Genomic DNA, 26,168 nt, shown 5'->3' with positions numbered 1-26,168 from the left:
GACAGCATGCTCTACGACATCAGGCTTCACCTGCGTTACGACTATGATGCGGCGGCCGGCGGTGGCCGCCATCAGGTGCGCGTGCTGCCGCCGACCATCCCTGGCGTGCAACGCGTCATCGCCGCTTCACTGTCTTTTGTGCCGGCGCCCAGCGAACGTTCCGACTTTTCCGACTTTTTCGGCAACAGTGTCACCTCGATCGCCTTTCGTGACGCGCATGATGCGCTCGACATCAGGATGAGCGCGCGTGTGTCGGTATCGCGGCCCGAACCCGGGCTCGACGTATCGCCGGACATACGCCGGCTGAGGGAAGAACTCGGCGCAGTGCACTCGCTGGCGCCGGCTTCGCCGCATCACTTTCTGGCCGCCAGCGATCATGCCGGCATCGACGCGGCAATCACTGCCTATGCGAAAGGCAGTGCCGGCAGTTCGACAGTCGGCACGGCCATGGCTCTGTGCAACCGCATTCACCGCGATTTCACCTATGACGGCGAGGCGACCACCGTGCAGACGCGGGCCAGCGACGCCTTCGGCCTGAAGCGCGGCGTCTGCCAGGATTTTTCCCACATCATGATCGCCGGCCTGCGCGGCCTCGGTATTCCCGCGGGCTATGTCAGCGGGTTCCTGCGCACCATCCCGCCGCGCGGGAAGCCGCGGCTCGAAGGCGCCGACGCCATGCACGCCTGGGTCAAGGTGTGGTGCGGGCGCGATGCCGGCTGGCAGGAATTCGATCCGACCAATGGCATGCGGGCAAGCAACGACCATATCACGGTCGGCTATGGCCGCGACTACTCCGACGTGGCGCCGATCGTCGGCGTGCTGAAAACCACGGGCGGGCAGGTCGGCGAGCAGGCGGTCGACGTCATTCCGGTCGTGCTCGAAAAGGCGTGACGACTCACGTCTTCGTTGCACGGCGACGTCGATAGGCTGTTCTGAAACCAAGAGATCAAGAGGCGTTGGAACCCGCAGCCGGCAAGCGGCTTATCTACGGAAATTCCGTGGAGAGGACATGCTGGACAAATCCGGGTCGTCTGGCCGATCGGCTGTAAGGAAAGCTGCACCAAAAAACGCGGTGCCGCAGAACGGGGCACTGGAGAACGGCGCGCAAGCCTCGGCCGTTCGGGCCTCGCTCAACTATGTCACCGACACTGAACCCGGTATTCGCCGGCTGCGTTCGGGCAAGGGGTTCTCGTACAAAGGACCCGACGGGCGGATTGTCGACGGGGAGGCGCTGGTACGCATCAAGGCGCTCGCCATTCCACCGGCCTGGACGGATGTGTGGATCTCGCCGGATGCCGACGGTCACATCCAGGCGACCGGTCGGGACCAGCGCGGACGCAAACAATACCGCTATCACCCGTACTGGGCGGAGGAGCGTGACGGCGTCAAATATTCGAGCCTGGTCGCCTTCGCCGAAAGCCTGCCCGAACTGCGGCGGCAGATCGACGTCGATTTGCGCCGTCACGGCCTACCGCTGGAACGCGTCGTTGCGGCTATCGTCTGGCTGCTCGACAACACGATGATCCGTGTCGGCAATGCCGCCTATGCCCGCGACAACAAGAGTTTTGGGCTGACCACGCTGCGTGACCGCCATGTCGACATCAAGGGCTCGAGCCTGCGCTTTGCCTTCATCGGCAAATCCGGCAAGGAATGGAGATTGAAGCTTGTCGATCGCCGGATTGCCAAGGTCGTGCGTGGAGCGCAGGACCTGCCGGGCCAAAAACTGTTCCAGTATCTCGACGAGGACGGAAACAGGCATCCGGTGCGCTCAGACGACGTCAACCGCTATATCAGGGAAAATGCCGGAGCGGAGTTCAGCTCCAAGCACTTCAGAACCTGGGGTGGCACCATCCATGCAGCGTCGCTGTTTGCGCAAACCGAACGTCCGGAAAGCCAGGCGCAGCAAAAGAGGGTGATGAACAGTGTCATCGACAAGGTTGCCGATCGGCTTGGCAACACACGCGCGGTTTGTCGCCAATGCTACATCCATCCGGAAGTGTTTCGCGCCTGGTCCGAAGGACGGCTGCTGGACGAAATGGCGGATGCCAACAAAGGCAAGCGCTCGATCGCCGGGCTCGACGACGAGGAGGCCTTGGTCTTGAGATGGCTGAAGGCGAGGGAATGACGCCAGACCGGGGGCGTATTTTTTTTGTCGACGCCATGTCGGCATCGGTCCTAGTGTTTCGTCCTTTGACAGAGAAAAGGACGACCCATGCTCTACGCGATCCTCTGCTATGCCTCTGAAGACGTCGTCTGCTCCTGGAGCAAGGAGCAGGACGACGCAGTCATGGAAAAGCTTATCGGTGTGCAGGAAAAATATGCCCAGGCGGGCCGGCTTGGTCCGGTGGCGCGGCTCTTGCCGACGACCGCGGCGACGACGCTGAGGAAGGTCAAGGGCGAATCGATCGTCATCGACGGCCCGTTTGCCGAAACCAAGGAACAGTTCCTCGGCTTCTACACGCTCGAATGCGCCGATCTCGATGAGGCCGTCGACTTCGCGCGCGAGCTTTCCGAGGTCAATCCGAGCGGCGGCTCCTATGAAATCCGGCCGGTCTCGCTCTTCAATCCCGCCAAGGTTTCCGCATGACCGAACTCGCCTGGATCAGCACGGCAATCAGCACCGCTCGCCCGCAGGCGATGGGGGCATTGCTGCGCTACTTCCGCGACCTCGACGCGGCGGAGGAAGCATTCCAGGACGCCTGCCTGAGGGCACTGAACAACTGGCCGAAAAACGGTCCTCCGCGCGATCCGGCAGCCTGGCTGATTTTCGTCGGCCGCAACAGCGGCATCGATGCGGTGCGCAAGCGCGCCAAGCAGGCGCCGCTGCCGGAGGAGGACCAGATCTCCGATCTGGAGGATGCCGAGAGCGACGTCGCCGAGCGGCTGGACGGGGCGCATTACCGCGACGATATTTTGCGGCTGCTGTTTATCTGCTGCCATCCCGACCTGCCGGCCACACAGCAGATCGCGGTGGCGTTACGCATCGTCTCCGGCCTGACGGTCAAGCAGATCGCCCGCGCCTTCCTCGTCGGTGAAAGCGCCATGGAGCAGCGTATCACGCGCGCCAAGGCGCGTATCGCCGACGCCGGGGTGCCGTTCGAGACGCCGGGAGCGGTCGAGCGCTCCGAACGGCTCGCCGCCGTCGCCGCCATGGTCTACTTGATCTTCAACGAAGGCTATTCCAGCAACAGCGGCGAGGCTTCGGCGCGAGCGCCGCTTTGCGAAGAGGCGATCCGGCTGGCCCGGCTGCTGCTCAGGCTGTTCCAGACCGAGCCGGAGATCATGGGGCTGACGGCGCTGTTGCTGCTGCAGCATGCACGCTCGCCGGCTCGCTTCGACGAGAACGGCGAGATCGTGCTGCTCGAAGACCAGGACCGCAGTCTGTGGAGCCGCAAGATGATCGATGAAGGCCTGGCGCTGGTCGATAAGGCGTTGCGCCATCGCAAGCCCGGTCCCTACCAGGTGCAAGCGGCGATCGCCGCACTGCATGCGCGGGCGGAAAAACCCGAGGATACGGACTGGAACGAGATCGACCTGCTCTACGGGCTGCTCGAGCAGATGCAGCCGTCGCCGGTGGTGACGCTCAACCGCGCCGTCGCGGTCTCCAAGGTGCGTGGACCGGAAGCCGCACTCGCCATGATCGAGCCGCTGGAGGGAAGGCTTTCCGGCTATTTCCATTTCTTCGGCCTCAAGGGCGGACTGCTGATGCAGCTTGGCCGCGGCGAGGAGGCGCGTGTCGCTTTCGACCGCGCCATCGCGCTCGCCAATACGGCCGCCGAGGCAGCGCATATCCGCATGCATATCGACCAGCTGATGAAAGAAAGCGCCGTGCGGGAAACCGCCAAGACGGCACACTGATTCGCTCTATCTGGCTGGTTCAACAGTCGGACGCCGGCTTGGACCATGCCGGGGTGGCGATTTCTCCCTGAAACGCGTAATGCCACGCCATGACAGCGCCTGGTATGCCGACCGGCAGGGAACCGGTATGGCGAAAAGCTTGGACCGACGCCATATGAGCGACGGGATCTGAAAGGGACGAACGAAATGACGATTGCGAAGGAAACGGCCGGGCTTCTGGCGAAACTGGGCGTTGCCGAGGGCGCGCTTACGGGCGGCGACCTCATCGTGCGCAGCCCGGTAACCGGCGAGCAGATCGCCGCGCTGAAGACCATCTCGCCGGCCGATGCGGCAACGACCATCGACAATGCCCACAAAGCTTTCCTGGCGTGGCGGCAGGTGCCAGCTCCCAAGCGTGGCGAACTGGTGCGGCTGCTCGGCGAGGAATTGCGCACACACAAGGCCGAGCTTGGCCGGTTGGTATCGATCGAAGTCGGCAAGATCCCATCCGAAGGTCTTGGCGAAGTGCAGGAGATGATCGACATCTGCGATTTCGCCGTCGGTCTTTCCCGGCAATTGTACGGCCTGACCATCGCCACCGAGCGTCCCGGCCATCGCATGATGGAGACCTGGCATCCGCTGGGCGTCGTCGGCGTCATCTCGGCCTTCAACTTTCCGGTGGCGGTATGGTCGTGGAACGCGGCACTTGCGCTGGTCTGCGGCGACGCGGTGGTGTGGAAACCGTCCGAGAAGACCCCGCTGACGGCGCTCGCCTGCGAAGCGATTTTTGCACGCGCGGTAAAGCGTTTTGGCACGGACGCGCCGCAGGGCCTGGCGCCGGTGCTGATCGGCGACCGTGCCGTCGGCGAGATCCTGGTTGACCATCCGAAGGTGCCGCTGGTCTCGGCCACCGGCTCGACGCGCATGGGCAGGGATGTCGGCCCACGGCTGGCGAAGCGCTTTGCCCGTGCGGTGCTGGAGCTCGGCGGCAACAATGCCGGCATCGTCTGCCCGACGGCCGATCTGGACATGGCGCTCCGCGCTATCGCCTTCGGCGCCATGGGCACGGCCGGCCAGCGCTGCACGACGCTCAGGCGCCTGTTCGTGCATGAGAGCGTCTATGACCAGCTCGTTCCGCGCCTGAAGAAGGCTTATGAGAGCGTCTCGGTCGGTAATCCGCTGGAGACAAGCGCTCTGGTTGGCCCGCTGATCGACAAGGCTGCCTACGAGAATATGCAGAAGGCGCTGGAGGAGGCGGCTTCGCATGGCGGTAAGATAACCGGCGGAATGCGGGTCGAGAACGCTCACCCCGAGGCCCACTATGTGCGTCCGGCGCTGGTCGAAATGCCGCGGCAGGTTTCGCCGGTGACGGAGGAAACCTTCGCGCCCATCCTCTATGTGATGAAATATTCGGACTTCGACATCGTGCTAGAAGAACACAATGCGGTGGGAGCGGGGCTGTCATCCTCGATCTTTACCCGCGACCTGCAGGAATCCGAGCGCTTTCTTAGCGTCGACGGATCGGACTGCGGCATCGCCAACGTCAATATAGGCACGTCAGGGGCCGAGATCGGCGGTGCCTTCGGTGGCGAGAAGGAGACCGGCGGCGGCCGCGAGTCGGGGTCCGATGCCTGGAAGGCCTATATGCGGCGCGCCACCAATACGGTGAATTATTCCAAGGCGCTGCCGCTTGCGCAGGGCGTGTCGTTCGACATCGATTGAAAAGCCAGACCTCCGTCGCGGCGGCGCGAAAGCCGCCACGACGGCGGTCGGCTCGCGGTTCAGCTGGCTTCGGAAGTTACAACACAATTGTCGAAGGCTGCATCGATGATGGCGAGCTTGACCGCCTGGGCGGTCATGTATTCCTGATAGAACTCGCTCGACACCCACATGACCGAGTGACCGCGCTGGCCCAGCCAGCCGATGCTGCCGAGTTCCTCGGCATCGCGCAATTTGCGTGACAGGTGAGTGCGGGAAAGCTTGAGCCAGTTCGCGAAATCCCCGATTGAGACGACACCGGTCGGGATTCGGTCCAGGTCGGCATGATCGGGGTCGACGCCGGACATCAGCCAATCCATGACGATGCCGCCATTGTCGAGCCAGGTGAACAAGGAAAAAGTCTGTCTTGGCTCGCGCACGGCATGCGACGAAAGCAGTCCGTCGGCCACCAGTGGCTGCAGTTTGGCGAGCACATCCGGTTGTGCGACGAATGCAGGCAGTCGAAATCCACCGTCCAGGCTGTCCAGCGTTTTCAGATGAGCCATGACCCAGCCGGCAACCGTCTCCAGAGTGCCCGCGGCCGGCTCAAACGGGCGGACGCGCCCATATTTAATCGGCAGATGCCGGATGAAACCGTAATGCAGCATCTCCTTCAGGAAGGCGTCGGCGGTGTTGCGGCTGGCCACCGAATGCCGGCAGATGTCGTCCATGAACCGTGCGGACGTAAGGCCCTTGCGATGATCGTCCGGCTCTCGATTGAAATACAAGCCAAGGCCGATATGGGCCATCAGCCAACGCTGTTGCGTGGCGAATACGGAAGCCAGCCGCGGGTTCGCTTCATAGGTCTGGAGAAGCGTCCGCGACTGAGCCTGGACATGGCGACGCAGTGCCGGATGGCTGGCAATGTCTTCAGAAACCAGCGCCATCCCCGCCGAGCCCAACCAAATTTGCAACTGGAAAATGCCGATCACAATTTCAGCCTTCGCGGGTCGTGTCCAGAGCCGGCGCATTACGATACGAGCTGAATCCCGCCGGCTAGTGGGCTGAATTCCGCGACTTGATCGCCGAGGCCACTGATCTCGCTGCAGAAGGCTAGCCCGCTCGAACCCGCCAATGATGGCCTCGCCCCGTCCAGCCCGTGCTCCCGCCGATGGCGACGCGGAACCAACACAAGCTTTGCTCGTTGAAGAACGCTGATTTGGACTGAGACTGTGAGGAACTACAAAATGGAGAATGGCCTTTTCGCCACGCCGCCTGCAGCGTTACGGAAAACAGAGTCGGTTTGGCTACGGGCGCTCAAATGGCTGTTGCGCCGGGTGCGCAGCGCCTCCGACAGCTCCGGAACCATGTTGAAGCCAATCCTTTCCGGACCTGAGGATGATAGCGGGCCTACTCCGCCTCGACGCGCTTGAGGCTGATTGCACTGCGATCCTGACGCCAAAAATAACCGGTCGCATGTCTTTTCATCACTGCCGCGGCGGCGACAGCCATGACCGCTTCGAAGGCCTGCGACGGCGATGTGTTCGCCTGATGCAGCGGCGGGAGCGGCAGTGCCGCGTAACGGCGGGAACCATCGGGCATGCTTGGCTATTAGATACAGGCGGCTGCTGGTCTGCCGGGCCAGGAGCTATTGCTATGATCATTAATCCCCCACCGGAAAGCGCGATCCCGGCATCCGTTCCGTCGGTCGATCCAAAAGCCGCCCCGACGCTTCGCAATGCCGAAGCGGAGGTCTTTTATATCGAAGCGATCCGCGAACTTGTCGCGACCGGCATCCCCTTTCTCGTCGCCGGCACCTATGCCGTAAGCGCCTATACCGGGATCATCCGCCAGACCAAGGATCTCGACATTTTCTGCAAGGCCGGCGACTGCCCGCGCATCCTCGCCCATTTCAAGCAGATCGGCTACGCCGTCGTGGTCGAGGACGACCGGTGGCTCGGTAAAGTGTTCAAGGGCACCCATTTTTTCGACGTCATTTTCGCCTCGATGAACGGCACCATGCCTGTCGACGACCAGTGGCTGGAGCACGCCCGTCAGGGCGAATTGCTGGGCAGCCAGGTGCGGATCATCGGGCCCACCGAGCTTATCTGGTCCAAAAGTTTCATCCAGGACCGCGGTCGCCACGATGGTGCCGACATCTCGCACACCATCCTCAAGGCCCACGACCAGATCGACTGGCAAAGGCTGCTTTCCTACATGGAAGTTCATTGGGAAGTTCTGCTGATGCATCTCTTGAACTTCCGATGGATCTATCCGACGGAGCGGGGCCGCGTGCCCGCCTGGCTGCTCGACGAGCTGCTTGACCGGCTGGCCAAGCAGCGCGAATTGCCACCTTCCCGGATGAAAATCTGCCGTGGGCGCATGCTTTCACGAACTGACTATGAGATCGACGTCAACGACTGGGGTTTTGCCGACGTCGGCGGTGAAGGAGAACATAGCAATGGCTGACGAGCTCGAAACTGCTTCGCCGAAGGCGGAAAACGGCAGCGCACTCAAAGTCGCCGCCATTGGCGATCTGCATGTCGGCAAGGAGGACCAGGCCTCGTACCGCGATCTTTTCGGCGAGATGTCGCGTGCAGCCCAGGTTCTCGTGCTGACGGGCGACCTTACCAATCTCGGCAAGCCTCGGGAGGCCGAAATCCTTGCCGAGGAACTGCGTGCCTGCACGATCCCGGTCGTCGCCGTACTTGGCAATCACGACTATGAGTCAGGCGCCGTCGAGCAGGTCACCGACATTCTGCGTCAGGCGGGCGTTCACCTGCTCGACGGCGAGGCGACGGAGATTCACGAGGTCGGGTTCGTTGGGGTCAAGGGTTTCGTTGGCGGTTTTGGATCGCGCATGCTCGGCTCCTTCGGCGAACCGGCGATCAAGTCAATGGTGGCGGAAAGCGTGAACGAAGCGATGCGGCTTGAAAACGCAATGCGGCAGGTCCGCGCCAAACGCACGCTTGTCGTTCTGCACTACGCGCCTGTCGTCGAGACGGTCGAAGGCGAGCCGCTGGAGATCTTCCCGTTTCTCGGTTCGTCACGCCTGGCCGAGACAATAGACCGGTTCCAGGTCAGCGCGGTGGTGCATGGCCATGCGCATCGCGGCGCCTACGAGGGCCGCACACCGGGCGGGGCGACGGTCTATAACGTTGCCATGCATGTCGCCAAGCCGACCGGCCGCCCCTACGCTGTGCTCGAAATCTAATAGGCTAGATGTTGAACGCCCGCTTCGGCGGAATATCGTTTTCATCCGGATTGGGAATGGGGTCCTCGTCGGGGAGCCTGTCGGGGTCCGGCTCACGCACGGGCTTGGGATCGGGGATGGGAGGCGGCGGCACCGGGGTCGGCATTGGCTCGGGTGTGGGAATAGTGGCCATCGTGATCATCTCCTCTTGGCGCAGAACAACGCAATGGGTCAGCTGGTTCCCGCCTTCTGGTCAGCCCATCTCCGGATTCGCCTGTCTGCTGCCCGACTTGCTTGATCGCAGCAGCAGAGCAAGCGGAACGAGCAGGGCGGTTGCCACCGCGCAGTAGCGGAAGACATCGACATAGGCGAGCAGCGTGGCCTGGCGGGCGATCAACTGGCCAAGCCAGCCGATCGCCTGCTGCTTCGCCTCGACCATCGGCGAACCCTGGGCGACGAAATGCTCGGTCGCCTGCCGAAGCGCCTGCTGATAGGCGGGCGACGACTGCACGGTGTGGCCGACCAGATACGATTGATGGATCTGGGAGCTTTGCGCAATGACGGTGTTGGACAGCGAGACGCCGATGCTGCCGCCGATATTGCGTGCAACGTTGATCAGCGCCGATGCCTGGTTGGTCTTCTGCGGGGGCAGGCCGACATAGGCCGCGGTCGAGATGGGAATGAACAGGAACGGCAGCCCGACCATCAGGAAAACACGGGCAAAGGCAAAGAAGCGGAAGCTGGCGTCCGGAGTAAGCGAGGTCATATGCCAGAGGGCCACTGCGACCACCGACATGCCCATCATGATCAGGTATTTGGGCTGCACGATGCTGCCTACAAATCCGGACACCGGCATCAAGATCAGCATGGCGATGCCGCCCGGCATCATCGAAAGGCCCGAGAGCGTCGCGGTGTAGGCAAATGTCGTCTGCTGCAGCTGCGGCACGATCTGGGTGGTGCTGAACAGGATAGCACCGACCGCCATCATGACCAGGAAGGCCGTGCCGAACTGGCGCGTGAACAACAGACGCATGTCGACGACCGGATCGCTGCGACTGAGCTCCCATGGGATAAGCAGCAGGAACGCGATCGCGGAAATCACTGCGAAAGTGGTGATGAAATCCGAGGCGAACCAATCGTAGCGCTGGCCCCGGTCGAGAAAAATCTCCAGGCACCCCAAGGCCGTCGCCACCAGGACGAACCCGATCCCGTCGATCTTCAGGCCGCCCTTCAGCCGTTCCTTGCGTTCGCGTTCGAGTACGTCCGGTTCGACCAACAGCCATTGCACCAGGGCCAGCGACAGGATGCCGAACGGCACGTTGATGAAGAAGATCCAGTGCCAGGAGAAATGGTCGGTCAGCCAGCCGCCGATCGTCGGCCCGACCGTCGGTGCGACGATGACGGCAATGCCGTAAAGCGCGAAGGCCTGCGAGCGCTTTTCAGGCGGAAAGGTGTCGGCAAGGATCGATTGCTCGCTTGGCGCCATGCCGCCGCCGCCGAGGCCCTGAAGGACCCTGAACAGGATGAGCAGTTCCAGGTTGGGTGCCAGTCCGCACAGCAGCGACGCGACGGTGAAGGTCGCAACGCAGAGCATGTAGTAGCGCTTGCGGCCGATGACGCTTGCCAGCCAGCCGCTGACCGGAATGATCACCGAGTTGGCAACGAGATAGGTGGTAATCACCCAGGTGCTTTCGTCCATTCCGGCCGCCAGGCTGCCAGCGATGTTGCGCAGGGCGACATTGGCGATCGAGGTGTCCAGCACCAGCATGAAAGTGGCGATGGAGACGACGACGGCGATGAGCCACGGATTGTGTGTCCCGGCGGCGGATCGGCTTTCGCCCTGATTTCTGGCGGTTTCGCCGTTCATCGCACCTTGACCGTCGGCACCACCGACAGGCCTGGCCCGAGAAGCACATCCGGCGGCTTGTCGAAGACGATCTTGACCGGCACGCGCTGCACCACCTTGACATAATTGCCGGTGGCATTTTCGGCCGGCAGGAGGCTGAAGGCGGTGCCGCTGCCGGCCTGAATACTGTCGACGCGGCCGTGAAAGGACTTGTCCGGGTAGGCGTCGATGTCGATGTCGACCGGCTGTCCCTGCCGCATCAGATCGAGCTGCGTCTCCTTGAAATTGGCCTTCACCCAGACCTCGTCGGGAACGAACATCATCAATACCTGGCCGGGTTGGGCGTAGGTGCCGTTCGCGGCGGAAATGCTCGTTGCCCGCCCGGCTGCGGGTGCTGTGATAGTCGTGCGCGACAGCGTCGTGCGGGCTTGCTCCTGGCTGGCCTTTGCCTGCTCGAGCTGCGCCTCGACGCTCCTGGCCTGTGCCTGCAAGACCGAAACCTGGCTTTTTGCGGAGGCTACATTGGCCTCGGCGCTGTCCAGCGCGGCCTGATCCTGACGCAACGTCGATGCCGCCTGCTGCGCCTGCTGCTGCGTTGCTGTGCCCCTGGCCAGGAGTTCGCGATTGCGTTGATCCTCGGCCTTGGCGAAGTCCAGCGCTGCCTTGGCCTGTGCAACCTGCCTCTGGGCAGCGTTTACCTTTGCGTTTTGAGCCTCGATCTGGGCGGCGACATTGACGATTTCGGCCTCGGCCGCGGCGACGCCGGCGTCGGCCTGCTTCAGGTTTGCCTGATAGTCGCTGTCGTCGATACGCAGGAGGACATCGCCCGCCTGTACATGCTGATTGTCGGTAACCGCCAGCTCGGTAATGCGGCCGGCTATTTGCGCACCGATCGTCACTGTGCGCGCATCTATGAAGGCGTCGTCGGTCGATTCGTACTGGCGAGCGTTCAGCCACCAGATCGCGATGCCTGCCGCGACGAGCAACAGCGCAAGCGCGATGGCTGCGGCCGCATAGGGATGGCGCCTGGGAAAGCCGAGCAGACCGGCCTTTCGTTGCGAGGCATTCCCGTCGGGTTTTTCCTGCCGGGGCTCTGCCGATCGCTTATGAGATTCTCGAACCGGGGCCGGTTGCTCCCGGGTTTCATTTACAGGCTCGACGTCTTGCTCGACGCGTTGAGGCTTCGTGTCCAACGGAATTGCTTTCAAGATTGATATTGCAGCCGCCGAAGCGGACGCAAAGCCAAACGGCAAGCTTCCGCAAAAGTTCCTGTCCGGAAACGGGTTCGGTTAACGGGTCGACATCGAACACAGGCGGGGGCGCGTCGGAATTCGAGCGCCGCTTCGACGGGGCAGGTGATCCGTACGCCTCATGTTGCGGCGGTCCGGCCTTGTCAGCGCTCCATGGCGCGATAATTGCTCATGTAGGCGTGGGCGAATTCACCTGTCGACAGGAGCCGACCATGAAACATCAAACACTCGACCAACTGCAGGCCGTCGCGGAAGTTGAGTCCTTCGCGGCGTATCCGGCGATGACTCGAACCCAGCGGATTGAACGTTGGGCGGAACTTCTCGAACAAAACCCGACGCGATGCCTTGGGGCGCTTCCAGGCACCGAATATATGAACAGGGAAGCGCGCGACAGATCGCGTGGCGCTGGCACGCCGCTCACTGTCGCCTTCGAGGATCCGGTTCTGCGTGCCATGGGCCTCAGCGATGATACCTATGGTGAGGCAAAGCGCTTCTTCGAACTGAGCGACCGGCAGTTGCACCAAATCGTCTGCCATTGCCATGTCGGCGCTACGATGCAAGCGAGATGGGCCGCTGCCAGGGTGCGCGGGATAGTTCGCGGCAACAGATTTGTTGCCTGGATGAAGGGCTTGATCGTGCATTGAGGCGGTACGAGGAACGGCGGAACACGCGTTCTTTCCGCGCCGTGGAGAGCGCTTCCGAATTTGGAAGGGCTCGTGCGCCGTCGGGCCGCGCAGATTGTGAAACTCCTCGACGCTTGGCTGCGCCTTGTCGCGGCCATGCGTCCGTCTTTGATGTGAGAATTTGAGCTGGCCCGCCGCAGGTGAGGGCCTTCGTCTGGCCGGCGGCCGAGCGCCGTCCAGGCCTGCCTGCGCGGCTACTAACGACACAAATGATCCTGCGATCGGGGAAGATCCTGCGACCTGGCTAAACTAGCGATCGATTTCTCCGAACACGATGTCGAGCGAGCCGATGATCGCGGCAACATCGGCGATCATATGGCCTCGGGACAGGAAATCCATCGCCTGCAGGTGGGCGAAGGAAGGTGCGCGGATCTTGCATCGGTAGGGAACGTTGCCCCCGTCCGACACGAGGTAGACGCCGAATTCACCCTTCGGCGCCTCGACGGCGGCATAGACTTCACCGCTCGGCACGCGAATGCCTTCGGTATAAAGTTTGAAGTGGTGGATCGTCGCTTCCATCGAGCGCTTCATCGTGGCACGCGGCGGCGGCGTGATCTTGTGGTTCGGAATCGCGACCGGTCCCTGGCCTTCGGGTGAGCGCAACTTTTCCAGGCATTGCCGCATGATCCGGACCGACTGGCGCATTTCCTCCATGCGTACGAGATAGCGGTCGTAGCAGTCGCCATGCTTGCCGACCGGAATATCGAAATCCATCTCCGAATAGCATTCGTATGGCTGCGCCTTGCGCAGGTCCCAGGACGCGCCCGATCCGCGTACCATCACCCCGGAAAAGCCCCAGGCCCAGGCATCATCGAGGCCGATCACCCCGACATCGACATTGCGCTGCTTGAAGATGCGGTTCTCGGTCAACAGCTCTTCGAGATTGTGGCAGACCTTGAGGAACGGATCGCAGAACTTCCAGATGTCGTCGAGGAGTTCCGGCGGCAGATCCTGATGCACGCCGCCGACCCTGAAATAATTCGCGTGCATGCGGGCGCCGGACGCGCGCTCATAAAAGACCATCAGCTTCTCGCGCTCGGCGAAACCCCAGAGCGGCGGCGTCAACGCGCCGATGTCCATGGCTTGCGTGGTGACGTTGAGGAGGTGCGATAACAGCCGGCCTATTTCGCAGAAAAGCACGCGGATGAGCTGTCCGCGTTTCGTAACCGATATTTCGAGGAGCTTCTCGGCGGCGAGACAGAATGCATGCTCCTGGTTCATCGGCGCGACGTAGTCGAGCCGGTCGAAATAGGGCAAGGCCTGCAGGTAGTTCTTGTACTCGATGAGCTTTTCGGTGCCGCGATGCAGCAGGCCGATGTGGGGATCGGCGCGTTCCACGATCTCGCCGTCGAGTTCGAGCACCAGCCGCAGGACGCCGTGAGCGGAGGGATGTTGTGGCCCGAAATTGATGGTGAAGTTGCGAACTGCAGCCTCGGCCATGACAGTCCTCCGCGATCGGGCGGCCTTCGTTTCCGTGCCGGAGCCGGCTTGTCCGCTTTCAGCCGCTCACGTCGTCGTCTGGATGATCAGCGTCAGCGTGCCGTCGCCGTCGATATTGGCCGCCACGACCTGCGTGGAATTAAGCCCGTTCGCCGCCAGCGCCGATGCCGCCTGCGGCGATGCGTCGATCGAACTTTGCAGGATGCGCAAATCCTCGGCGCTGGTCTGCGTGACGACGGCCTCCGCCTGTGCCTTGATGTCAGGAGGCAGATCCTCCATCGCCACGATTGTCACTGCGGTGAAATTCTGGGCGGAGAAGGCTTGGTCAGGTGTAGCCTGGTCGGGAGTGGTCCCTTCGGGGGTGGCTTGCTCCGGCAGGGTTTGCGGGGCCGTCGGCGGGACAGGGGCAAGCTCTGGTCCCACGGATTGCGCATAGACCGGCGAGGCAAGGGCCAGTGCCGAAAGTGTGGCAATTGTCGTCGATAGGCGCATGGCCGTTCCTTCCGTTTGCTCAGCGGACGATCAATTCGGTGACGACAAAACCATCGTGTCGAAATATGGTTCCGTGACCGAGGTGATGTCTTGCCGAAAGCCGTGATTGTCGCGGAAAGCAGGGCGCGAAATCCGGCGTTGCCTGTCTCAGGCAGCGGTGTGGCTGCGATCGGGCTGCGGCCAGCGCTGCAACGCCTCACGGCCCTGAGCGGTCAGTTCGTAGATCCCGCGATCGGTGCGTGCGAACCAGCGATACACATTGTGCAGCAGGATCTTAGGCGCGTTCGGCAGGTTGGGCTTCAAGTCACGCGGCCGCTTTGGGCCGTCGGCGAGGGCTGCGGCGCATGCCAGCGCCTGCTGGCGATAAGCGGTCATGATCGGCGCACGCGAGCCGCCGCCGGCGACAGGATCGCCCTGCCGACGCCGATGTTCGTCAATTAGCTTCGAGCGGCGCCGGGGATCGCGACGCGGAGCCAATGCCGTCGGGCTGAGCAGCACCTGAACCTCGCCGTTCGGTCGCACGCCAAGCAGGCCAAAGCCGAGCCGACGGCAGAGATTGCGGTATCTCACATCGCTCTCACGGCCCTTGCCACGGGCCGACATGCATGCCGCTAGCCAGACCTCGTCGCTCGCCGCCATACGGTCGATGCCCTGGAGGATGAGCTCGAGATTGAACTTCAGCTTCAGCTCGCAGATGACGACGATCGGTGGAGAGTCGGCATTCAGCGCCAGCAGATCGCAGCCGCCGATCTCGCCCTTGACTATAAATCCCAGGCCTTCGAGGAAGGCCTTGACCGGGCTGTAGAGTGACGTTTCGAGCATGGGCCTTTGTCGGCTGCGAATCATCCCGCCGATCGGCGGTTCAGCGCGATGATCGCTCCTTGCCGTTGAACAGGAGGTAAACGACGGCCGACCAAGTGGTCAGAGCCGTGCCATGGCCGCTTGCCAATTTGGTATGCTGGTATAATGTGTACCTAAGGTAGCATGCTCCGCGTAGCTGCGCTGTGCTGGACATCCGGGCGCCCGAGATATCGTCCATGGCATCGTCATTTGAGCGGCGGCTCCCCTGCGTTTTCTAATCCGCCAACCGGCGGCAATGTGCATACAAGTCAATGGGATGACGATCGGCAGGGCCGTCGTTGGAATTCAGGAGTAACGGACACATGACAACGATTGCGCTGTTTGGTGCGGGCGGCAAAATGGGTTACCGTCTGTCGACCAATTTTCGCGGATCTCCCTATACGATACGCCATGTCGAGGTCAGCGACGCCGGCCGCGAGCGGCTTAAGTCGGGCCTCGGCATCGATGCCGTCAGCGCCGATGAGGCGCTTGATGGCGCCGATGTGGTGATCCTGGCGGTGCCGGACACGCACATCGGCAAGGTCGCGGCGAGTATCGAGAGCAAGCTTGCATCAGGCACCATGGTCGTCGTGCTCGACGCCGCGGCACCTTTCGCCGGGCATTTGCCGAAGCGGCCGGACCTGACCTATTTCGTCACCCACCCGTGCCATCCGCCGATCTTCAACGACGAGACCGACATGGCGGCCAAGAAGGATTATTTCGGCGGCGTCAAGGCCAAGCAGCATATGGTCAGCGCCTTGATGCAGGGACCGGAGGAGGATTTCGCCAAGGGTGAGGCGATCGCAAAAATCATCTGGGCGCCGGTCATGCGCTCGCATCGCGTCACGGTCGATCAGATGGCCCTGCTCGAGCCCGGCCTTTCTGAAACGGTATGCGCCTCGCTGCTCGTCGTCATGAAAGAGGCGGTCGACGAGGTGGTGGCGCGCGGGGTCGACAAGCAGGCGGCGCTCGACTTCCTGCTTGGTCATATGAACGTGCTTGGCGCCGTCATCTTCGGCGAGACCAAAGGCGTGTTCTCCGACGCCTGCAACAAGGCGATAGAGTTCGGCAAGCCGGTGCTGATGCGCGACGACTGGAAGCGGGTGTTCGAGCCGGAGGAGATTGCCGCGAGCATTCAGCGCATCACTTGAGGGCAGCGACGCGTTCTCCGGAACATGTCACCTGAAATTGTCATTGACTCATTATACCAGTTGGCTTAGCTGTTCGATGGATCGGACCGTCAAGCTTCGCAGCAGGATCAGGCGCTGGATGAGTGGAGGATAGGGGGAGCGATCCGTCGAGGTGAAGCCGGCCAAGGGCTTGTGAATCTGACGCGACCCGCCGCCTACGGCCGGCTAACGAAATCGAATGCATATAGCCTTGGGACAAGGCACGGATTTTCAACGGGAGGAATACATGAAACTGACACGCAGAATGACGCTTGCGGCTTTTGCCGGCATGCTGGCGCTTGGCACCGCCGCACCCGCCTATGCGGCGGATTTGATCGCCATCATCACGCCCTCGCATGACAATCCGTTCTTCAAGGCGGAAGCTGTCGGCGCGGAGGCCAAGGCCAAGGAACTCGGTTACGAGGCGTTGGTGCTCGTCCATGACGACGACGCCAACAAGCAGTCCGAATTGATCGACACGGCGATCGGCCGCGGCGCCAAGGCGATCATCCTCGACAATGCCGGCGCCGACGCCACCGTCGCCGCGGTGCAGAAGGCCAAGGACGCGGGCGTTCCTTCCTTCCTGATCGATCGCGAGATCAATGCCACCGGCGTTGCCGTCGCGCAGATCGTCTCCAACAATTATCAGGGCGCCCAGCTCGGCGCACAGGAATTCGTCAAGCTGATGGGCGAGAAGGGTAATTTCGTCGAGCTCGTCGGCAAGGAATCCGACACCAATGCCGGCATCCGCTCCAAGGGTTACCACGACGTCATCGACGACTATCCGGACCTGAAGATGGTGGCGCAGCAGTCGGCCAATTGGAGCCAGACCGAGGCCTATTCAAAGATGGAATCGATCCTCCAGGCCAATCCCGATATCAAGGGCGTGATCTCCGGCAACGACACAATGGCGATGGGCGCTTACGCGGCACTTGCCGCTGCCGGCCGCAAAGACGTCATCGTCGTCGGCTTCGACGGGTCGAACGACGTGCGCGACTCGATCACCTCCGGCGGCATCAAGGCGACAGTCCTGCAGCCGGCCTTCGCGCAGGCGCAGATGGCGGTCGAGCAGGCCAACGACTTCATCAAAAACAAGAAGTCTCCCGCCGAAGAAAAGCAGCTGATGGACTGCGTCCTGGTCAATGGCGACAATGCCGCCAAGCTGGAGACATTCGCGCTCACCAACTGAGCCGGTGTAACATCAGCAGCAAGGGACGAGCCTCCGGTTCGTCCCTTGCTTCCATTTCGCCCTTTCTTCCATTTCTTTGGGTGCTCCTGACTGCCATGCCGAACGAGCCGACATGTTCAACAAGCTGACCCGGCCGATCCTTGTCGCGTCGTTCCTTGCAGCTATAGTCAGCCTGACCGCCTGCAAGATCCTGCCGACGCCGTCAGCGGAAAACGGCGGCACTGGCTCCGCATTCAATCCCGACAAGATGGTCGAGGACATCTGGGCGGCGAAAGTCATACCCTATCTGCAGCAGAAGGCCGGGCCGTTTGCCGAGGTTCACACCTTGGCCAAGACCGATCCCGCCGCTGCCGGCGCCAAATACGGCAACCCGAAGAAGCAGGCGAATTCGCCATGGACCTTCGCGGTTCGGCTCGAGGGCAAGGTCGTTGCAGCCAATACACAGTCACGCGCGGCGACGATGGACATCGATGCTGACGGCGACGGCAAGGCGGACGCGCGGGTGCAGATCGGACCCGCCATGCGCGGAACCGCGCTGCGCGACAGCCTCGACTTCATCCAGTTCAACGATTTCACCAACCAGATCGACTTCGCCCAGTTCGGCAAGGCTTTCAACGCCTATGCCGACAAGACCGTGCTTTCCAAGCTGCCGCGCGAGGCACTCGAGGGCCGCAGCGTCGAGGTACTTGGCGCCTATACGCCGGGCAGTGGCCAGGACCTGCCGCTGGTGACGCCGGCGGAGGCAAAGATCGGGCCGAAGCCATGACCGGCGATCAAGATGTCATCCTGAAGCTGGAGGACGTCTCGAAAGTCTATTCCGGCACCGTCGCGGTCAAGCGGGCGAATTTCGAGGTGCGCAAAGGCGCGGTCAACGTGCTGGTCGGCGAAAACGGAGCCGGCAAATCGACGCTGATGAAGATCATCGCCGGCGTCGAGCAACCGACGCTCGGGCGCATCCTTCTGGACGGCGAGGAGGTTTCATTCTCGTCTTCCGGTGATGCCGTGAGCCGCGGCATCGGCATGGTTTTCCAGGAGCTGAATCTGTTCGGCAATCTGACTGTCGCCGAAAATATTTTCGCCACCCGCGAGATCACCAACCGCTTCCGCAAGATCGACCGCAAGGAGCAGGAGCGCCGCGCGGCGGAGTTCCTTGAACGCCTGGAAGCCGGCATCCGGCCCGACATGCTGGTCGAGGATCTGCGCATCGGCCAGCAGCAGCTGGTCGAGATCGCCAAGGCGGTTTCGCTCGATGCGCGCATCCTGATCATGGATGAACCGACCTCGGCGCTCAGCGCGGCGGAAGTCGAGATACTGTTCAAGGTGATTGCCGACCTCAAGGCACGCGGCGTGGCAGTCGTCTACATCTCGCACCGGCTCGAGGAGCTGATCCGCATCGGCGACACCATCACGGTGCTGCGCGACGGCCGCATCACCGGCCAGGCGGAGATGAAAGACGTCGACACCCAGTGGATCGTGCGGCAGATGATCGGCTCGGACGCCAAGGACTTCGCCAAGGCCGACGGCCATGTGCCGGGCGAGGAAATATTCCGCGCCGAGGACATCTGCCTGCCGCGCGTCACCGGCGGGCTTGCGGTCGATCACGTCTCGCTGTCGCTGCGCGCCGGCGAAATTCTCGGCATCTATGGCCTGATGGGCGCCGGACGCAGCGAGCTGTTCGACTGCATCATGGGCCGCCACGGCCATTCGACGGGCACGATATTCATTGCCGGCAAAAAAGTGCACGAGCGCGACACGACGCGGCGCATCCGGCGCGGCCTGGCGCTGATTCCCGAAGACCGCCAGCGCGAAGGGCTGGTGTCGATCCTCTCCGTCGCCAGCAATCTGACGCTGGCCAGCCTGTCGCGGTTCGTGCGCCTGTTCCACATTCGTGGTGCCGCCGAACGACAGGCGGTGACCCAGACGGTGCGCGAACTGGCCATCAAGGTCGCCGATCCGGCGCAGGAAGTCTCGTCGCTGTCAGGCGGCAACCAGCAGAAGGTGGTGATCGGCAAGGCGCTGCTCACCGGCCCGAAGGTGCTGTTGATGGACGAGCCCAGCCGCGGCATCGACGTCGGCGCCAAGGCCGACGTGTTCCGCACCATGCGCAAGCTGTCACGCGACGGCCTGGGGATTCTGTTTGCCACCTCCGATCTCGACGAAGTGATGGCGTTGTCCGACCGTATCGCAGTGATGAGCAATGGAAAATTGACCGGCATGTTCGATCGCGCCGAGGCGACGGAGGCCGCGCTCGTCGCTGCCTCGGCCTTCGGCCACGGACCGGTCCCGCACGGAGAGCAAGGCGCATGACTGACATCCCAGCCAAGGCGGCGGTCAACTCCATGTCGGGCGGCTCGGTCCTGCTGACGCTGATGAAGGCGAGGACGTTCATCGCGCTGATCGCCGTGCTGTTATTCTTCTCGATAGCCGCCCCCAATTTCCTATCGGCCGCCAATCTTATCCTGATGTCGAAGCACGTGGCGCTGAACGCATTCCTCGCAATGGGCATGACCTTCGTCATCATCACCGGCGGCATCGACCTGTCGGTCGGCTCAATCGTCGGCCTGTGCGGCATGGTGGCCGGCTACCTCGTGCTCAACGGCATCGACCTGCAGGTCGGCTACACCATCTATTTCAACGTCTTCGAGATCGCGCTGATCACGCTTGCCGTCGGCATATTGATCGGCGCCGTCAACGGCTTGCTGATCACCAGGCTTAACGTTGCGCCTTTCATTGCCACGCTCGGCGTGCTCTATGTCGCACGCGGCCTGGCGCTGCTGTCGTCGGATGGCCGTACTTTCCCCAATCTCGTCGGCAAGCCGGAGCTCGGCACCACCGGATTCGGCTTTCTCGGCGCCGGCCGGTTGCTCGGCCTGCCGGTCGCGCTCTGGATTCTGCTCGTCGTTGCGCTAGGGGCGGCCTATCTCGCCAAATACACTCCGCTCGGCCGCCACATCTTCGCGGTCGGCGGCAACGAACGGGCGGCGCGGATTTCGGGCGTCCGCGTCAATATGGTGAAGATGTTCGTCTACATGTTCTCCGGCTTCTGCGCGGCGATCGTCGGGCTGATCATCTCGTCCGAGCTGATGGCCTCGCATCCGGCGACCGGCGAGAGCTTCGAGCTGAACGCCATTGCCGCGGCGGTGCTCGGCGGCACCTCGATGTCGGGCGGTCGCGGTACCATCGGCGGCACCATTGTCGGTGCCTTCGTCATAGGCATCCTTTCGGACGGGCTGGTGATGATGGGGGTGAGCTCGTTCTGGCAGATGGTGATCAAGGGCCTGGTCATCATCGTCGCCGTCGTCGTCGACCAAGCACAGCGCCGGCTGCAGAGCCGGGTGACGCTGATGCAGATGGCAAAGGCCGGCTGAAATGGCGGAGTTGCGGGGAGCGCTGATCGGCTGCGGCTTCTTTGCCCTCAACCAGATGCATGCCTGGCGCGACATAGAGGGCGCCTCGATCGCCGCCATCTGCGACCGTGATCCGGACCGGCTGCGGATCGTCGGCGACCAGTTCGGGGTCGCGCGGCGCTATACCGACGCCGCAGCGTTGTTTGCCGGCGAAAGGCTGGATTTCGTCGACATCGCCACTACCGCACCAAGCCACAGAATGCTGGTGGAGATGGCGGCGCAGCACGGCGTTCCTGCAATCTGCCAAAAACCGTTTGCGCCGACGCTTGCCGACGCCAAGGCGATGGTAAAGGCCTGTGCTGACGCTGGCGTGCCGCTGATGGTGCATGAGAATTTTCGCTGGCAGTCGCCGATCCAGGCGGTGCGTACCGTGCTCGACAGCGGCGAAATCGGCACCCCCTTTTTCGGACGGATCTCGTTCCGCTCTGCCTATGACGTGTTTTCCGGCCAGCCCTATCTGGCGACCGGAAAGCGCTTCATTATCGAGGATCTCGGCATCCATATCCTCGACATCGCCCGCTTTCTGCTGGGCGACGTCTCGACGGTCACTGCGCGAACGGCGCGCATCAATCCCGGCATTGCCGGCGAGGATGTTGCGACGATGCTGATGGACCACGCGAGCGGCGCCACTTCCATGGTCGACTGCAGCTACGCGAGCAAGCTCGCGACAGAGCCGTTCCCCGAGACGCTGATCGAAATCGACGGCAGCGACGGCACGATCCGGCTGGCGCAGGGCTACCGGCTCACCGTCACCGGAAGAAGCGGGACAGTCGTCAGCGATGTCTCGCCACCGCTGCTGGCCTGGGCATCGCGGCCGTGGCACAACATCCAGGAAAGCGTCGTCGCCATTCAAAAGCACTGGGTCGATTGCCTGACCAACGGAACCGAGCCCGCGACCTCGGGCGCGGACAACCTCAAGACATTAGCGCTGGTCGAGGCAGCCTACGCCGGCGCCGCAAGCCGGGAGCCGGTGCAACTCGACGCCTTGCTGAAATGACAGCCGACGCCTTCCTCCTCTACGGCACACGTGCCGTTGAAGCCGAACCGGTCAGGCTGCGCGCCGGCGCGCTGACGGCGGACTTCGTCAATGGCAATCTGCGCACCATCCGGCACGGCGACACCGAAGTTCTGCGTGCCATCGCCTACATCGTCAGGGATCGCGACTGGGGCACCTACGAGCCGACGCTCACCGATTTAATCATCGACCAGGGCGATGACGCTTTCTTCGTCAGCTATTCGGCAAGTTGCCAAGCACCGGACGGCAGCCGGCTCGACTTCCGTGCGACCATCAAGGGCTCGGCCGATGGCCAGCTGATCTTCGACGTGAGCGCTCTTCCCGACAACGATTTCGAGACCAATCGCTGCGGCTTCTGCATCCTGCATCCGATTGCCGGCCTGGCCGGCAGCCCGGTCACGGTCGAGCATACCGATGGCAGCGTGGTCGCGATGCGGCTTCCAGAGCTGATCGATGCCTGGCAGCCTTTCAAGGATCTGCGGGCGATCACCCATGAGGTCCGGCCGGGCGTCACCGCCGAATGCCGTATGCAAGGCGATACTTTCGAGATGGAGGACCAGCGCAACTGGTCGGATGCCTCCTACAAGACCTATGTTCGGCCGCTGGCGCTGCCGCGGCCCTATGTGCTGCCCGCCGGCAAGACCTTCCGTCAGACCATCAGCTTGCGGATAGAGGGTCGCGGGAAAGTGCCGGCGGCTGCGGCAACCGTCGAACCAATTCGCGTCACGCTCGGCAAGGCCGGACCGGGGCTGCCGGATATCGGCGTGATCGTCTATCCGGATGAGGTCGAGGCGGCGCTGGGCAAGCTACCGATGCTGTGCGAGCTTGGTCCGCAGCAATTGATGTTCCACTACGACCCGACGCGCGGCCATGGGCTCGACGCCTTGCGATCCTACGCCCGGCTGGCCGCCGCCTATCCGGTCCGGACAACGCTCGAATGTGTCATTGCCGGCGACGGCGATCTCGACGCCGAGCTTTCAGGCGTCGCCGACAGGGTGCGCCAGGCCGGGCTCAAGCTTTCGGCGATTGCCGTCTCGCCCTCGGTCGACCGGCAGTCGACGCCGCCGGGCAGCGCATGGCCGCAATGCCCGCCGCTCGAAGACGTCTACGCCGCGACGCGGCGCGCCTTTCCCGACAGCCGCCTCGGCGGCGGCATGTTCAGCTATTTCACCGAACTCAATCGCAAGCGTGTGCCGGCCGACCCGCTCGATTTCGTCACGCATTGCACCTGCCCGATCGTGCACGCCGCCGACGATCTCAGCGTCATGCAATCGCTGGAGGCATTGCCTTTCATCACGGCGTCAGTACGAACGATCTTCGGAACAATACCTTATCGGATCGGGCCGTCGACCATTGCCATGCGCCAGAACCCTTATGGCGGCGCGACCAAGGCCAATCCCGACAATCAGCGCATTGCCATGGCCGACCGCGACCCTCGCCATGCCGGGCTGTTCGGGGCCGCATGGACGATCGGCTATGCCGCGCGCGTTGCGCCGGCCGGGCTCGAAATGCTGACGCTCTGCAGCTTCACCGGACCATTCGGCGTGCTGGCCTCGTCGGGCGAACCTGTCAAAGAAGGTACACCCCGGCCGATTTTCCACGCAGTGAAAGGACTTTGCGATCTGGCCGGCCATGCGCATGTGGCGGCGACAACGACCGATGAGACGCGGGTGCTGGCACTGGCCGGCCGCTCCCGGACAGGCAGGATCATCGTCTGGCTGGCGAACCTTACCCCGGCCGACCTTCCAGTCGATGTTTCCGGGCTCGGTTCCGATCAGGATTTTCTGAATATCTGGGATGGACGAACGTCACGCCAGATTCAGCGCGACGCGTCGGGCCGAGACCGTCTTGTGATGACGCCCTACGCAATCGTCCGGATTGGCTGAAGTCACGCCGGGGTTCATGAATCGCCGCAGTTCCGCAGCGGTTGCCCGTAGCCGCAGTACTTCCGCTGCCGACTTGTCACCGGACTTGCTTTCGAAACTCGCCTGGTGCCATTCCAGTTGTCTTGGAAAAAAGACGGCTGAACGAAGCGACGTCCTAATATCCCACCCGATAGCAAATTTCTGAGACGCTCAGTTTCGTTTCCTCAAGCATGGACCTTGCCAACTCCAGCCGCCTTTCCTGGATCCATTTTCCCGGCGTTGTCTGGAGCTCGTCGAAAAACCTGCGAGACAGGGTTCGCGAAGACATCGCCAATTCGGTTGCAAGAAATTTCAAATCGATTTCTGACATCTTGTCTTTCGAGAGCTCGCGCAGCTTTTTCTCGAATGGGCTGGCGTCGTTCGAAATTTTGTCGAGAGGAAATTCGTAGGGACTCTGGAATTTGCGCGGCGGAGGAAGAACCAAAAGTTTTCGAATGATCCGCTCTTCCTTCTCGAAGCCCAGATCGATCAGCAAAGCCCTGGCGAGTTCGAGTCCGGAAAACCCGCCTCCACATGTGTAAAGGCGGTCCTGGCGAATGAGCAGGCGGGAAGCGTCCCATCGCACTTGCGGAAACCGGCGGCTTGCCTCGGCTTTCAGCCACCAGGATATCGTTGCGCGTTTACCGTCCAATAATCCCGAATTGGCGAGCAGATAACACGCGCCGCAATGTGCTGCGATGATTGCGTCCTGCTGTTGCGCGAGCGCGATCAGCGGTTTTGAATGTTCACACTCCTCGTCGAGCGAGCGCAGAAGCTCCGGAATCTCGACACCCGGCATCGCAATGAGAATCAGGACATCCATTTTCCGGGATGGTTGAGCCTTCGTCGGGAAGGAAATTCCTGTGCTTGATGTCGACGGCGCGCCCCTTGAAACGAACTCACAGGAGAGAACCTGTGACCGGCAGACGTCATTCACAAGCTGAAACATTTCCACGAGCGTCGAGACGACGGCCGAATAGAAATTCGACGGCAGCCAGATCACGACGTGGAGGCTCCTGTCAGCCATTGCGGTTCTCCCGGTGTCGTTCTCGCCGAGCGGCAAATCTAGCATAGTCTTTGCAAGAATTGCCAATTCAAGAAGAAGCCAGGCGCCTCCAAGACGGGCCTATGCGGGCCTGCTGACGAAAGCGGGCGGCGGAAATCCACGGCTGGGAAGATGCAAATGCTGAAATCGCTGAATGAAAACAACGCGGCACATACACCGGATTCAGACGGCAACATAAAACTGCGTCGGTCCGGGCTCAGGCTGATCTGTGGTCAGCCAGTAGGCCGAGAACAAGGTTCGACCGCGACGCCGGTCGGGACCTGCACTTGATTTTCAGTTGCCGGAATTCATCACGTAGAGCGCGCGCGAGCGTTCGAGGTGCTTGATCATCGCCTTCTCGGCGCCATCCGCATCCTTGGCTTCGATGTGTCCGACGATCTCTTCGTGCTCGGTCAGCGTGAACTTTTCCTTGCCGGTCCAGATCAGCATTTCGGTGTGGTATTCCTTTAGCCAGCCTAGCATTGCCTCGCTGACGGCGACATAGATCGGGTTACCGGATATTGCCGCGATCTGTGTGTGGAATTTCATGTCGGCGGATATGAAGGCTTCCGAATTGCCACGATGGCTGCGCTGCTCGGCGACCGTTTCCCGCAGCCGCTGCACGTCCTCGGCGGTTGCCTTCTCCGCGGCTTCCCTGACCATGCCGCGCTCGAAGAAGATGCGCGCGTTCTTGAGGTGCTCGAGCGTGTCCTTCGATGACGACAGGATGATCTTGGCTGCGCCGTCGACCTGCTTGATGATCGACTTGGCGGTGAGCTGCAGCACCTTGGCACGCTCACCATGCGAGATCGCGACCAGCCCCATATTGCTCAACGCCTGCATCGCCTCGCGGATCGCCGGCCTGCCGACCTCGAAACGCTCCATCAATTCGCGCTCCGACGGCATGTCGTCACCCGGCAGCAATTCGCCGCTGGTGATCAGGCGCTTCAGTCTCAAGAATACTTCGTCGGAAAGCTTGCGCCGGACGATCGGCTCCGAACGGTTCATCGTCGCGAATCACTCCTTTAACCGGCCTATGCATTTCCGCCGTGAATTCCGGAACGCCAGTTGCGGGCTCGCCCTTACCGCCAAGCCGGATAGGGCTTGCAATGCTTATGTACTCATTATACCAGATTTCGAGGGCCAAGGAACCTTTTTCG

Annotated in this window: 25 protein-coding genes; 15 read left to right on the top strand and 10 right to left on the bottom strand. The window is 62.2% G+C overall.

Annotation, left to right across the window (positions count from 1 at the left end; all coding sequences use genetic code 11):
* Positions 1-6: 6 nt before the first annotated feature.
* The 5 genes from NKJ20_RS00645 to amaB all read left to right on the top strand — a co-directional run bounded on the left by NKJ20_RS00645 (position 7) and on the right by amaB (position 5,559).
* The gene (locus NKJ20_RS00645) at positions 7-891 is read left to right on the top strand and encodes a transglutaminase family protein (protein ID WP_352448166.1); all 885 of its coding nucleotides are present in this window, start codon (positions 7-9) and stop codon (positions 889-891) included.
* A 118-nt stretch (positions 892-1,009) separates the two neighbouring features.
* Entirely contained in the window at positions 1,010-2,125 is a 1,116-nt protein-coding gene (locus tag NKJ20_RS00640) for a DNA topoisomerase IB (protein ID WP_352448165.1), read from the top strand.
* An 87-nt stretch (positions 2,126-2,212) separates the two neighbouring features.
* Entirely contained in the window at positions 2,213-2,587 is a 375-nt protein-coding gene (locus tag NKJ20_RS00635) for a YciI family protein (protein WP_292663532.1), read from the top strand.
* On the top strand, positions 2,584-3,858 hold the full coding sequence (locus NKJ20_RS00630; RefSeq protein ID WP_352741987.1) for an RNA polymerase sigma factor: 1,275 nt from the start codon (positions 2,584-2,586) through the stop codon (positions 3,856-3,858). Before NKJ20_RS00635 ends, NKJ20_RS00630 begins: the two co-directional genes overlap by 4 nt.
* 186 nt (positions 3,859-4,044) lie before the next feature.
* Entirely contained in the window at positions 4,045-5,559 is a 1,515-nt protein-coding gene (gene amaB, locus NKJ20_RS00625) for an L-piperidine-6-carboxylate dehydrogenase (RefSeq protein ID WP_352741985.1), read from the top strand.
* Between the two features lie 59 nt (positions 5,560-5,618).
* On the opposite strand, the gene NKJ20_RS00620 is transcribed toward amaB, so the two are convergent.
* Together NKJ20_RS00620 and NKJ20_RS00615 are read right to left on the bottom strand one after the other, a co-directional pair.
* The gene (locus NKJ20_RS00620) at positions 5,619-6,482 is read right to left on the bottom strand and encodes a hypothetical protein (protein WP_352448417.1); all 864 of its coding nucleotides are present in this window, start codon (positions 6,480-6,482) and stop codon (positions 5,619-5,621) included.
* Positions 6,483-6,945: 463 nt separating this feature from the next.
* On the bottom strand, positions 6,946-7,137 hold the full coding sequence (locus tag NKJ20_RS00615) for a hypothetical protein (RefSeq protein ID WP_352741984.1): 192 nt from the start codon (positions 7,135-7,137) through the stop codon (positions 6,946-6,948).
* 54 nt (positions 7,138-7,191) lie between these two features.
* Between NKJ20_RS00615 and NKJ20_RS00610 the strand changes: the two genes are divergently transcribed.
* Both NKJ20_RS00610 and NKJ20_RS00605 read left to right on the top strand, forming a co-directional pair.
* Positions 7,192-8,004 carry a nucleotidyltransferase family protein gene (locus tag NKJ20_RS00610; protein ID WP_352448162.1) on the top strand — a complete coding sequence of 271 codons (813 nt, stop codon included), beginning with the start codon at positions 7,192-7,194 and terminating at the stop codon, positions 8,002-8,004.
* A complete protein-coding gene (locus NKJ20_RS00605; RefSeq protein WP_352448161.1) occupies positions 7,997-8,749 on the top strand; it encodes a metallophosphoesterase family protein in 753 nt (250 codons plus the stop codon). Before NKJ20_RS00610 ends, NKJ20_RS00605 begins: the two co-directional genes overlap by 8 nt.
* 4 nt (positions 8,750-8,753) lie before the next feature.
* Here the strand turns inward: NKJ20_RS00605 and NKJ20_RS00600 are convergent, their stop codons facing one another.
* Genes NKJ20_RS00600 through NKJ20_RS00590 form a run of 3 tightly spaced genes read right to left on the bottom strand, consistent with a single transcriptional unit; the run spans position 8,754 to position 11,560 of the window.
* Positions 8,754-8,921 carry a hypothetical protein gene (locus tag NKJ20_RS00600; RefSeq protein ID WP_352448160.1) on the bottom strand — a complete coding sequence of 56 codons (168 nt, stop codon included), beginning with the start codon at positions 8,919-8,921 and terminating at the stop codon, positions 8,754-8,756.
* A gap of 60 nt (positions 8,922-8,981) precedes the next feature.
* On the bottom strand, positions 8,982-10,595 hold the full coding sequence (locus NKJ20_RS00595) for a DHA2 family efflux MFS transporter permease subunit (protein ID WP_352448159.1): 1,614 nt from the start codon (positions 10,593-10,595) through the stop codon (positions 8,982-8,984).
* The gene (locus tag NKJ20_RS00590) at positions 10,592-11,560 is read right to left on the bottom strand and encodes an HlyD family secretion protein (RefSeq protein ID WP_352741981.1); all 969 of its coding nucleotides are present in this window, start codon (positions 11,558-11,560) and stop codon (positions 10,592-10,594) included. Before NKJ20_RS00590 ends, NKJ20_RS00595 begins: the two co-directional genes overlap by 4 nt.
* 476 nt (positions 11,561-12,036) lie before the next feature.
* Here NKJ20_RS00590 and NKJ20_RS00585 point away from each other — a divergent pair, with 476 nt between their 5' ends.
* Entirely contained in the window at positions 12,037-12,468 is a 432-nt protein-coding gene (locus NKJ20_RS00585; protein ID WP_023675469.1) for a hypothetical protein, read from the top strand.
* Positions 12,469-12,756: 288 nt separating this feature from the next.
* Here NKJ20_RS00585 and NKJ20_RS00580 read toward each other — a convergent pair whose 3' ends face one another.
* The 3 genes from NKJ20_RS00580 to NKJ20_RS00570 all read right to left on the bottom strand — a co-directional run bounded on the left by NKJ20_RS00580 (position 12,757) and on the right by NKJ20_RS00570 (position 15,261).
* A complete protein-coding gene (locus NKJ20_RS00580) occupies positions 12,757-13,947 on the bottom strand; it encodes an NADH-quinone oxidoreductase subunit D (RefSeq protein ID WP_352702790.1) in 1,191 nt (396 codons plus the stop codon).
* A 66-nt stretch (positions 13,948-14,013) separates the two neighbouring features.
* A complete protein-coding gene (locus NKJ20_RS00575) occupies positions 14,014-14,439 on the bottom strand; it encodes a hypothetical protein (RefSeq protein ID WP_352448156.1) in 426 nt (141 codons plus the stop codon).
* Between the two features lie 147 nt (positions 14,440-14,586).
* A complete protein-coding gene (locus NKJ20_RS00570; protein WP_352741979.1) occupies positions 14,587-15,261 on the bottom strand; it encodes a DUF2161 domain-containing phosphodiesterase in 675 nt (224 codons plus the stop codon).
* Positions 15,262-15,602: 341 nt separating this feature from the next.
* Here NKJ20_RS00570 and NKJ20_RS00565 point away from each other — a divergent pair, with 341 nt between their 5' ends.
* The 7 genes from NKJ20_RS00565 (at position 15,603) to apnL (ending at position 23,945) form a co-directional block, all read left to right on the top strand.
* A complete protein-coding gene (locus NKJ20_RS00565) occupies positions 15,603-16,430 on the top strand; it encodes a phosphogluconate dehydrogenase C-terminal domain-containing protein (protein WP_352568083.1) in 828 nt (275 codons plus the stop codon).
* Positions 16,431-16,695: 265 nt separating this feature from the next.
* The gene (locus tag NKJ20_RS00560; protein WP_023675475.1) at positions 16,696-17,637 is read left to right on the top strand and encodes a D-ribose ABC transporter substrate-binding protein; all 942 of its coding nucleotides are present in this window, start codon (positions 16,696-16,698) and stop codon (positions 17,635-17,637) included.
* A gap of 112 nt (positions 17,638-17,749) precedes the next feature.
* Entirely contained in the window at positions 17,750-18,403 is a 654-nt protein-coding gene (locus NKJ20_RS00555; RefSeq protein WP_352448153.1) for a DUF2291 family protein, read from the top strand.
* On the top strand, positions 18,400-19,944 hold the full coding sequence (locus tag NKJ20_RS00550; protein ID WP_352741977.1) for a sugar ABC transporter ATP-binding protein: 1,545 nt from the start codon (positions 18,400-18,402) through the stop codon (positions 19,942-19,944). Before NKJ20_RS00555 ends, NKJ20_RS00550 begins: the two co-directional genes overlap by 4 nt.
* Positions 19,941-21,005 (top strand): ABC transporter permease, encoded by a 1,065-nt coding sequence (locus NKJ20_RS00545; protein ID WP_023675478.1) that lies wholly within the window; start codon positions 19,941-19,943, stop codon positions 21,003-21,005. The genes NKJ20_RS00550 and NKJ20_RS00545 overlap by 4 nt, the downstream gene beginning before the upstream one ends.
* Position 21,006: 1 nt before the next feature.
* Positions 21,007-22,041 (top strand): Gfo/Idh/MocA family protein, encoded by a 1,035-nt coding sequence (locus tag NKJ20_RS00540; protein WP_352741975.1) that lies wholly within the window; start codon positions 21,007-21,009, stop codon positions 22,039-22,041.
* A complete protein-coding gene (gene apnL / locus NKJ20_RS00535) occupies positions 22,038-23,945 on the top strand; it encodes a D-apionate lactonase (RefSeq protein WP_352741974.1) in 1,908 nt (635 codons plus the stop codon). Before NKJ20_RS00540 ends, apnL begins: the two co-directional genes overlap by 4 nt.
* A gap of 154 nt (positions 23,946-24,099) precedes the next feature.
* Here the strand turns inward: apnL and NKJ20_RS00530 are convergent, their stop codons facing one another.
* Positions 24,100-24,990 carry a GlxA family transcriptional regulator gene (locus NKJ20_RS00530; RefSeq protein WP_352741972.1) on the bottom strand — a complete coding sequence of 297 codons (891 nt, stop codon included), beginning with the start codon at positions 24,988-24,990 and terminating at the stop codon, positions 24,100-24,102.
* 312 nt (positions 24,991-25,302) lie between these two features.
* Positions 25,303-26,016, bottom strand: coding sequence for a transcriptional regulator NanR (locus NKJ20_RS00525; RefSeq protein ID WP_352741971.1), 714 nt, complete (start codon positions 26,014-26,016; stop codon positions 25,303-25,305).
* Positions 26,017-26,168: the final 152 nt, after the last annotated feature.

It is taken from the genome of Mesorhizobium sp. M0185, assembly GCF_040322175.1.
Lineage (GTDB): Bacteria > Pseudomonadota > Alphaproteobacteria > Rhizobiales > Rhizobiaceae > Mesorhizobium.
This window is presented reverse-complemented; position numbering and strand designations above follow the sequence as displayed.

Coding starts and splice junctions, on each gene's coding strand:
- NKJ20_RS00645 (WP_352448166.1), top strand. CDS start 7: ATGCTCTACGACATCAGGCTTCACCTGCGTTACGACTATGATGCGGCG.
- NKJ20_RS00640 (WP_352448165.1), top strand. CDS start 1,010: ATGCTGGACAAATCCGGGTCGTCTGGCCGATCGGCTGTAAGGAAAGCT.
- NKJ20_RS00635 (WP_292663532.1), top strand. CDS start 2,213: ATGCTCTACGCGATCCTCTGCTATGCCTCTGAAGACGTCGTCTGCTCC.
- NKJ20_RS00630 (WP_352741987.1), top strand. CDS start 2,584: ATGACCGAACTCGCCTGGATCAGCACGGCAATCAGCACCGCTCGCCCG.
- amaB (WP_352741985.1), top strand. CDS start 4,045: ATGACGATTGCGAAGGAAACGGCCGGGCTTCTGGCGAAACTGGGCGTT.
- NKJ20_RS00620 (WP_352448417.1), bottom strand. CDS start 6,482: ATGGCGCTGGTTTCTGAAGACATTGCCAGCCATCCGGCACTGCGTCGC.
- NKJ20_RS00615 (WP_352741984.1), bottom strand. CDS start 7,137: ATGCCCGATGGTTCCCGCCGTTACGCGGCACTGCCGCTCCCGCCGCTG.
- NKJ20_RS00610 (WP_352448162.1), top strand. CDS start 7,192: ATGATCATTAATCCCCCACCGGAAAGCGCGATCCCGGCATCCGTTCCG.
- NKJ20_RS00605 (WP_352448161.1), top strand. CDS start 7,997: ATGGCTGACGAGCTCGAAACTGCTTCGCCGAAGGCGGAAAACGGCAGC.
- NKJ20_RS00600 (WP_352448160.1), bottom strand. CDS start 8,921: ATGGCCACTATTCCCACACCCGAGCCAATGCCGACCCCGGTGCCGCCG.
- NKJ20_RS00595 (WP_352448159.1), bottom strand. CDS start 10,595: ATGAACGGCGAAACCGCCAGAAATCAGGGCGAAAGCCGATCCGCCGCC.
- NKJ20_RS00585 (WP_023675469.1), top strand. CDS start 12,037: ATGAAACATCAAACACTCGACCAACTGCAGGCCGTCGCGGAAGTTGAG.
- NKJ20_RS00580 (WP_352702790.1), bottom strand. CDS start 13,947: ATGGCCGAGGCTGCAGTTCGCAACTTCACCATCAATTTCGGGCCACAA.
- NKJ20_RS00575 (WP_352448156.1), bottom strand. CDS start 14,439: ATGCGCCTATCGACGACAATTGCCACACTTTCGGCACTGGCCCTTGCC.
- NKJ20_RS00570 (WP_352741979.1), bottom strand. CDS start 15,261: ATGCTCGAAACGTCACTCTACAGCCCGGTCAAGGCCTTCCTCGAAGGC.
- NKJ20_RS00565 (WP_352568083.1), top strand. CDS start 15,603: ATGACAACGATTGCGCTGTTTGGTGCGGGCGGCAAAATGGGTTACCGT.
- NKJ20_RS00560 (WP_023675475.1), top strand. CDS start 16,696: ATGAAACTGACACGCAGAATGACGCTTGCGGCTTTTGCCGGCATGCTG.
- NKJ20_RS00555 (WP_352448153.1), top strand. CDS start 17,750: ATGTTCAACAAGCTGACCCGGCCGATCCTTGTCGCGTCGTTCCTTGCA.
- NKJ20_RS00550 (WP_352741977.1), top strand. CDS start 18,400: ATGACCGGCGATCAAGATGTCATCCTGAAGCTGGAGGACGTCTCGAAA.
- NKJ20_RS00545 (WP_023675478.1), top strand. CDS start 19,941: ATGACTGACATCCCAGCCAAGGCGGCGGTCAACTCCATGTCGGGCGGC.
- NKJ20_RS00540 (WP_352741975.1), top strand. CDS start 21,007: ATGGCGGAGTTGCGGGGAGCGCTGATCGGCTGCGGCTTCTTTGCCCTC.
- apnL (WP_352741974.1), top strand. CDS start 22,038: ATGACAGCCGACGCCTTCCTCCTCTACGGCACACGTGCCGTTGAAGCC.
- NKJ20_RS00530 (WP_352741972.1), bottom strand. CDS start 24,990: ATGGCTGACAGGAGCCTCCACGTCGTGATCTGGCTGCCGTCGAATTTC.
- NKJ20_RS00525 (WP_352741971.1), bottom strand. CDS start 26,016: ATGAACCGTTCGGAGCCGATCGTCCGGCGCAAGCTTTCCGACGAAGTA.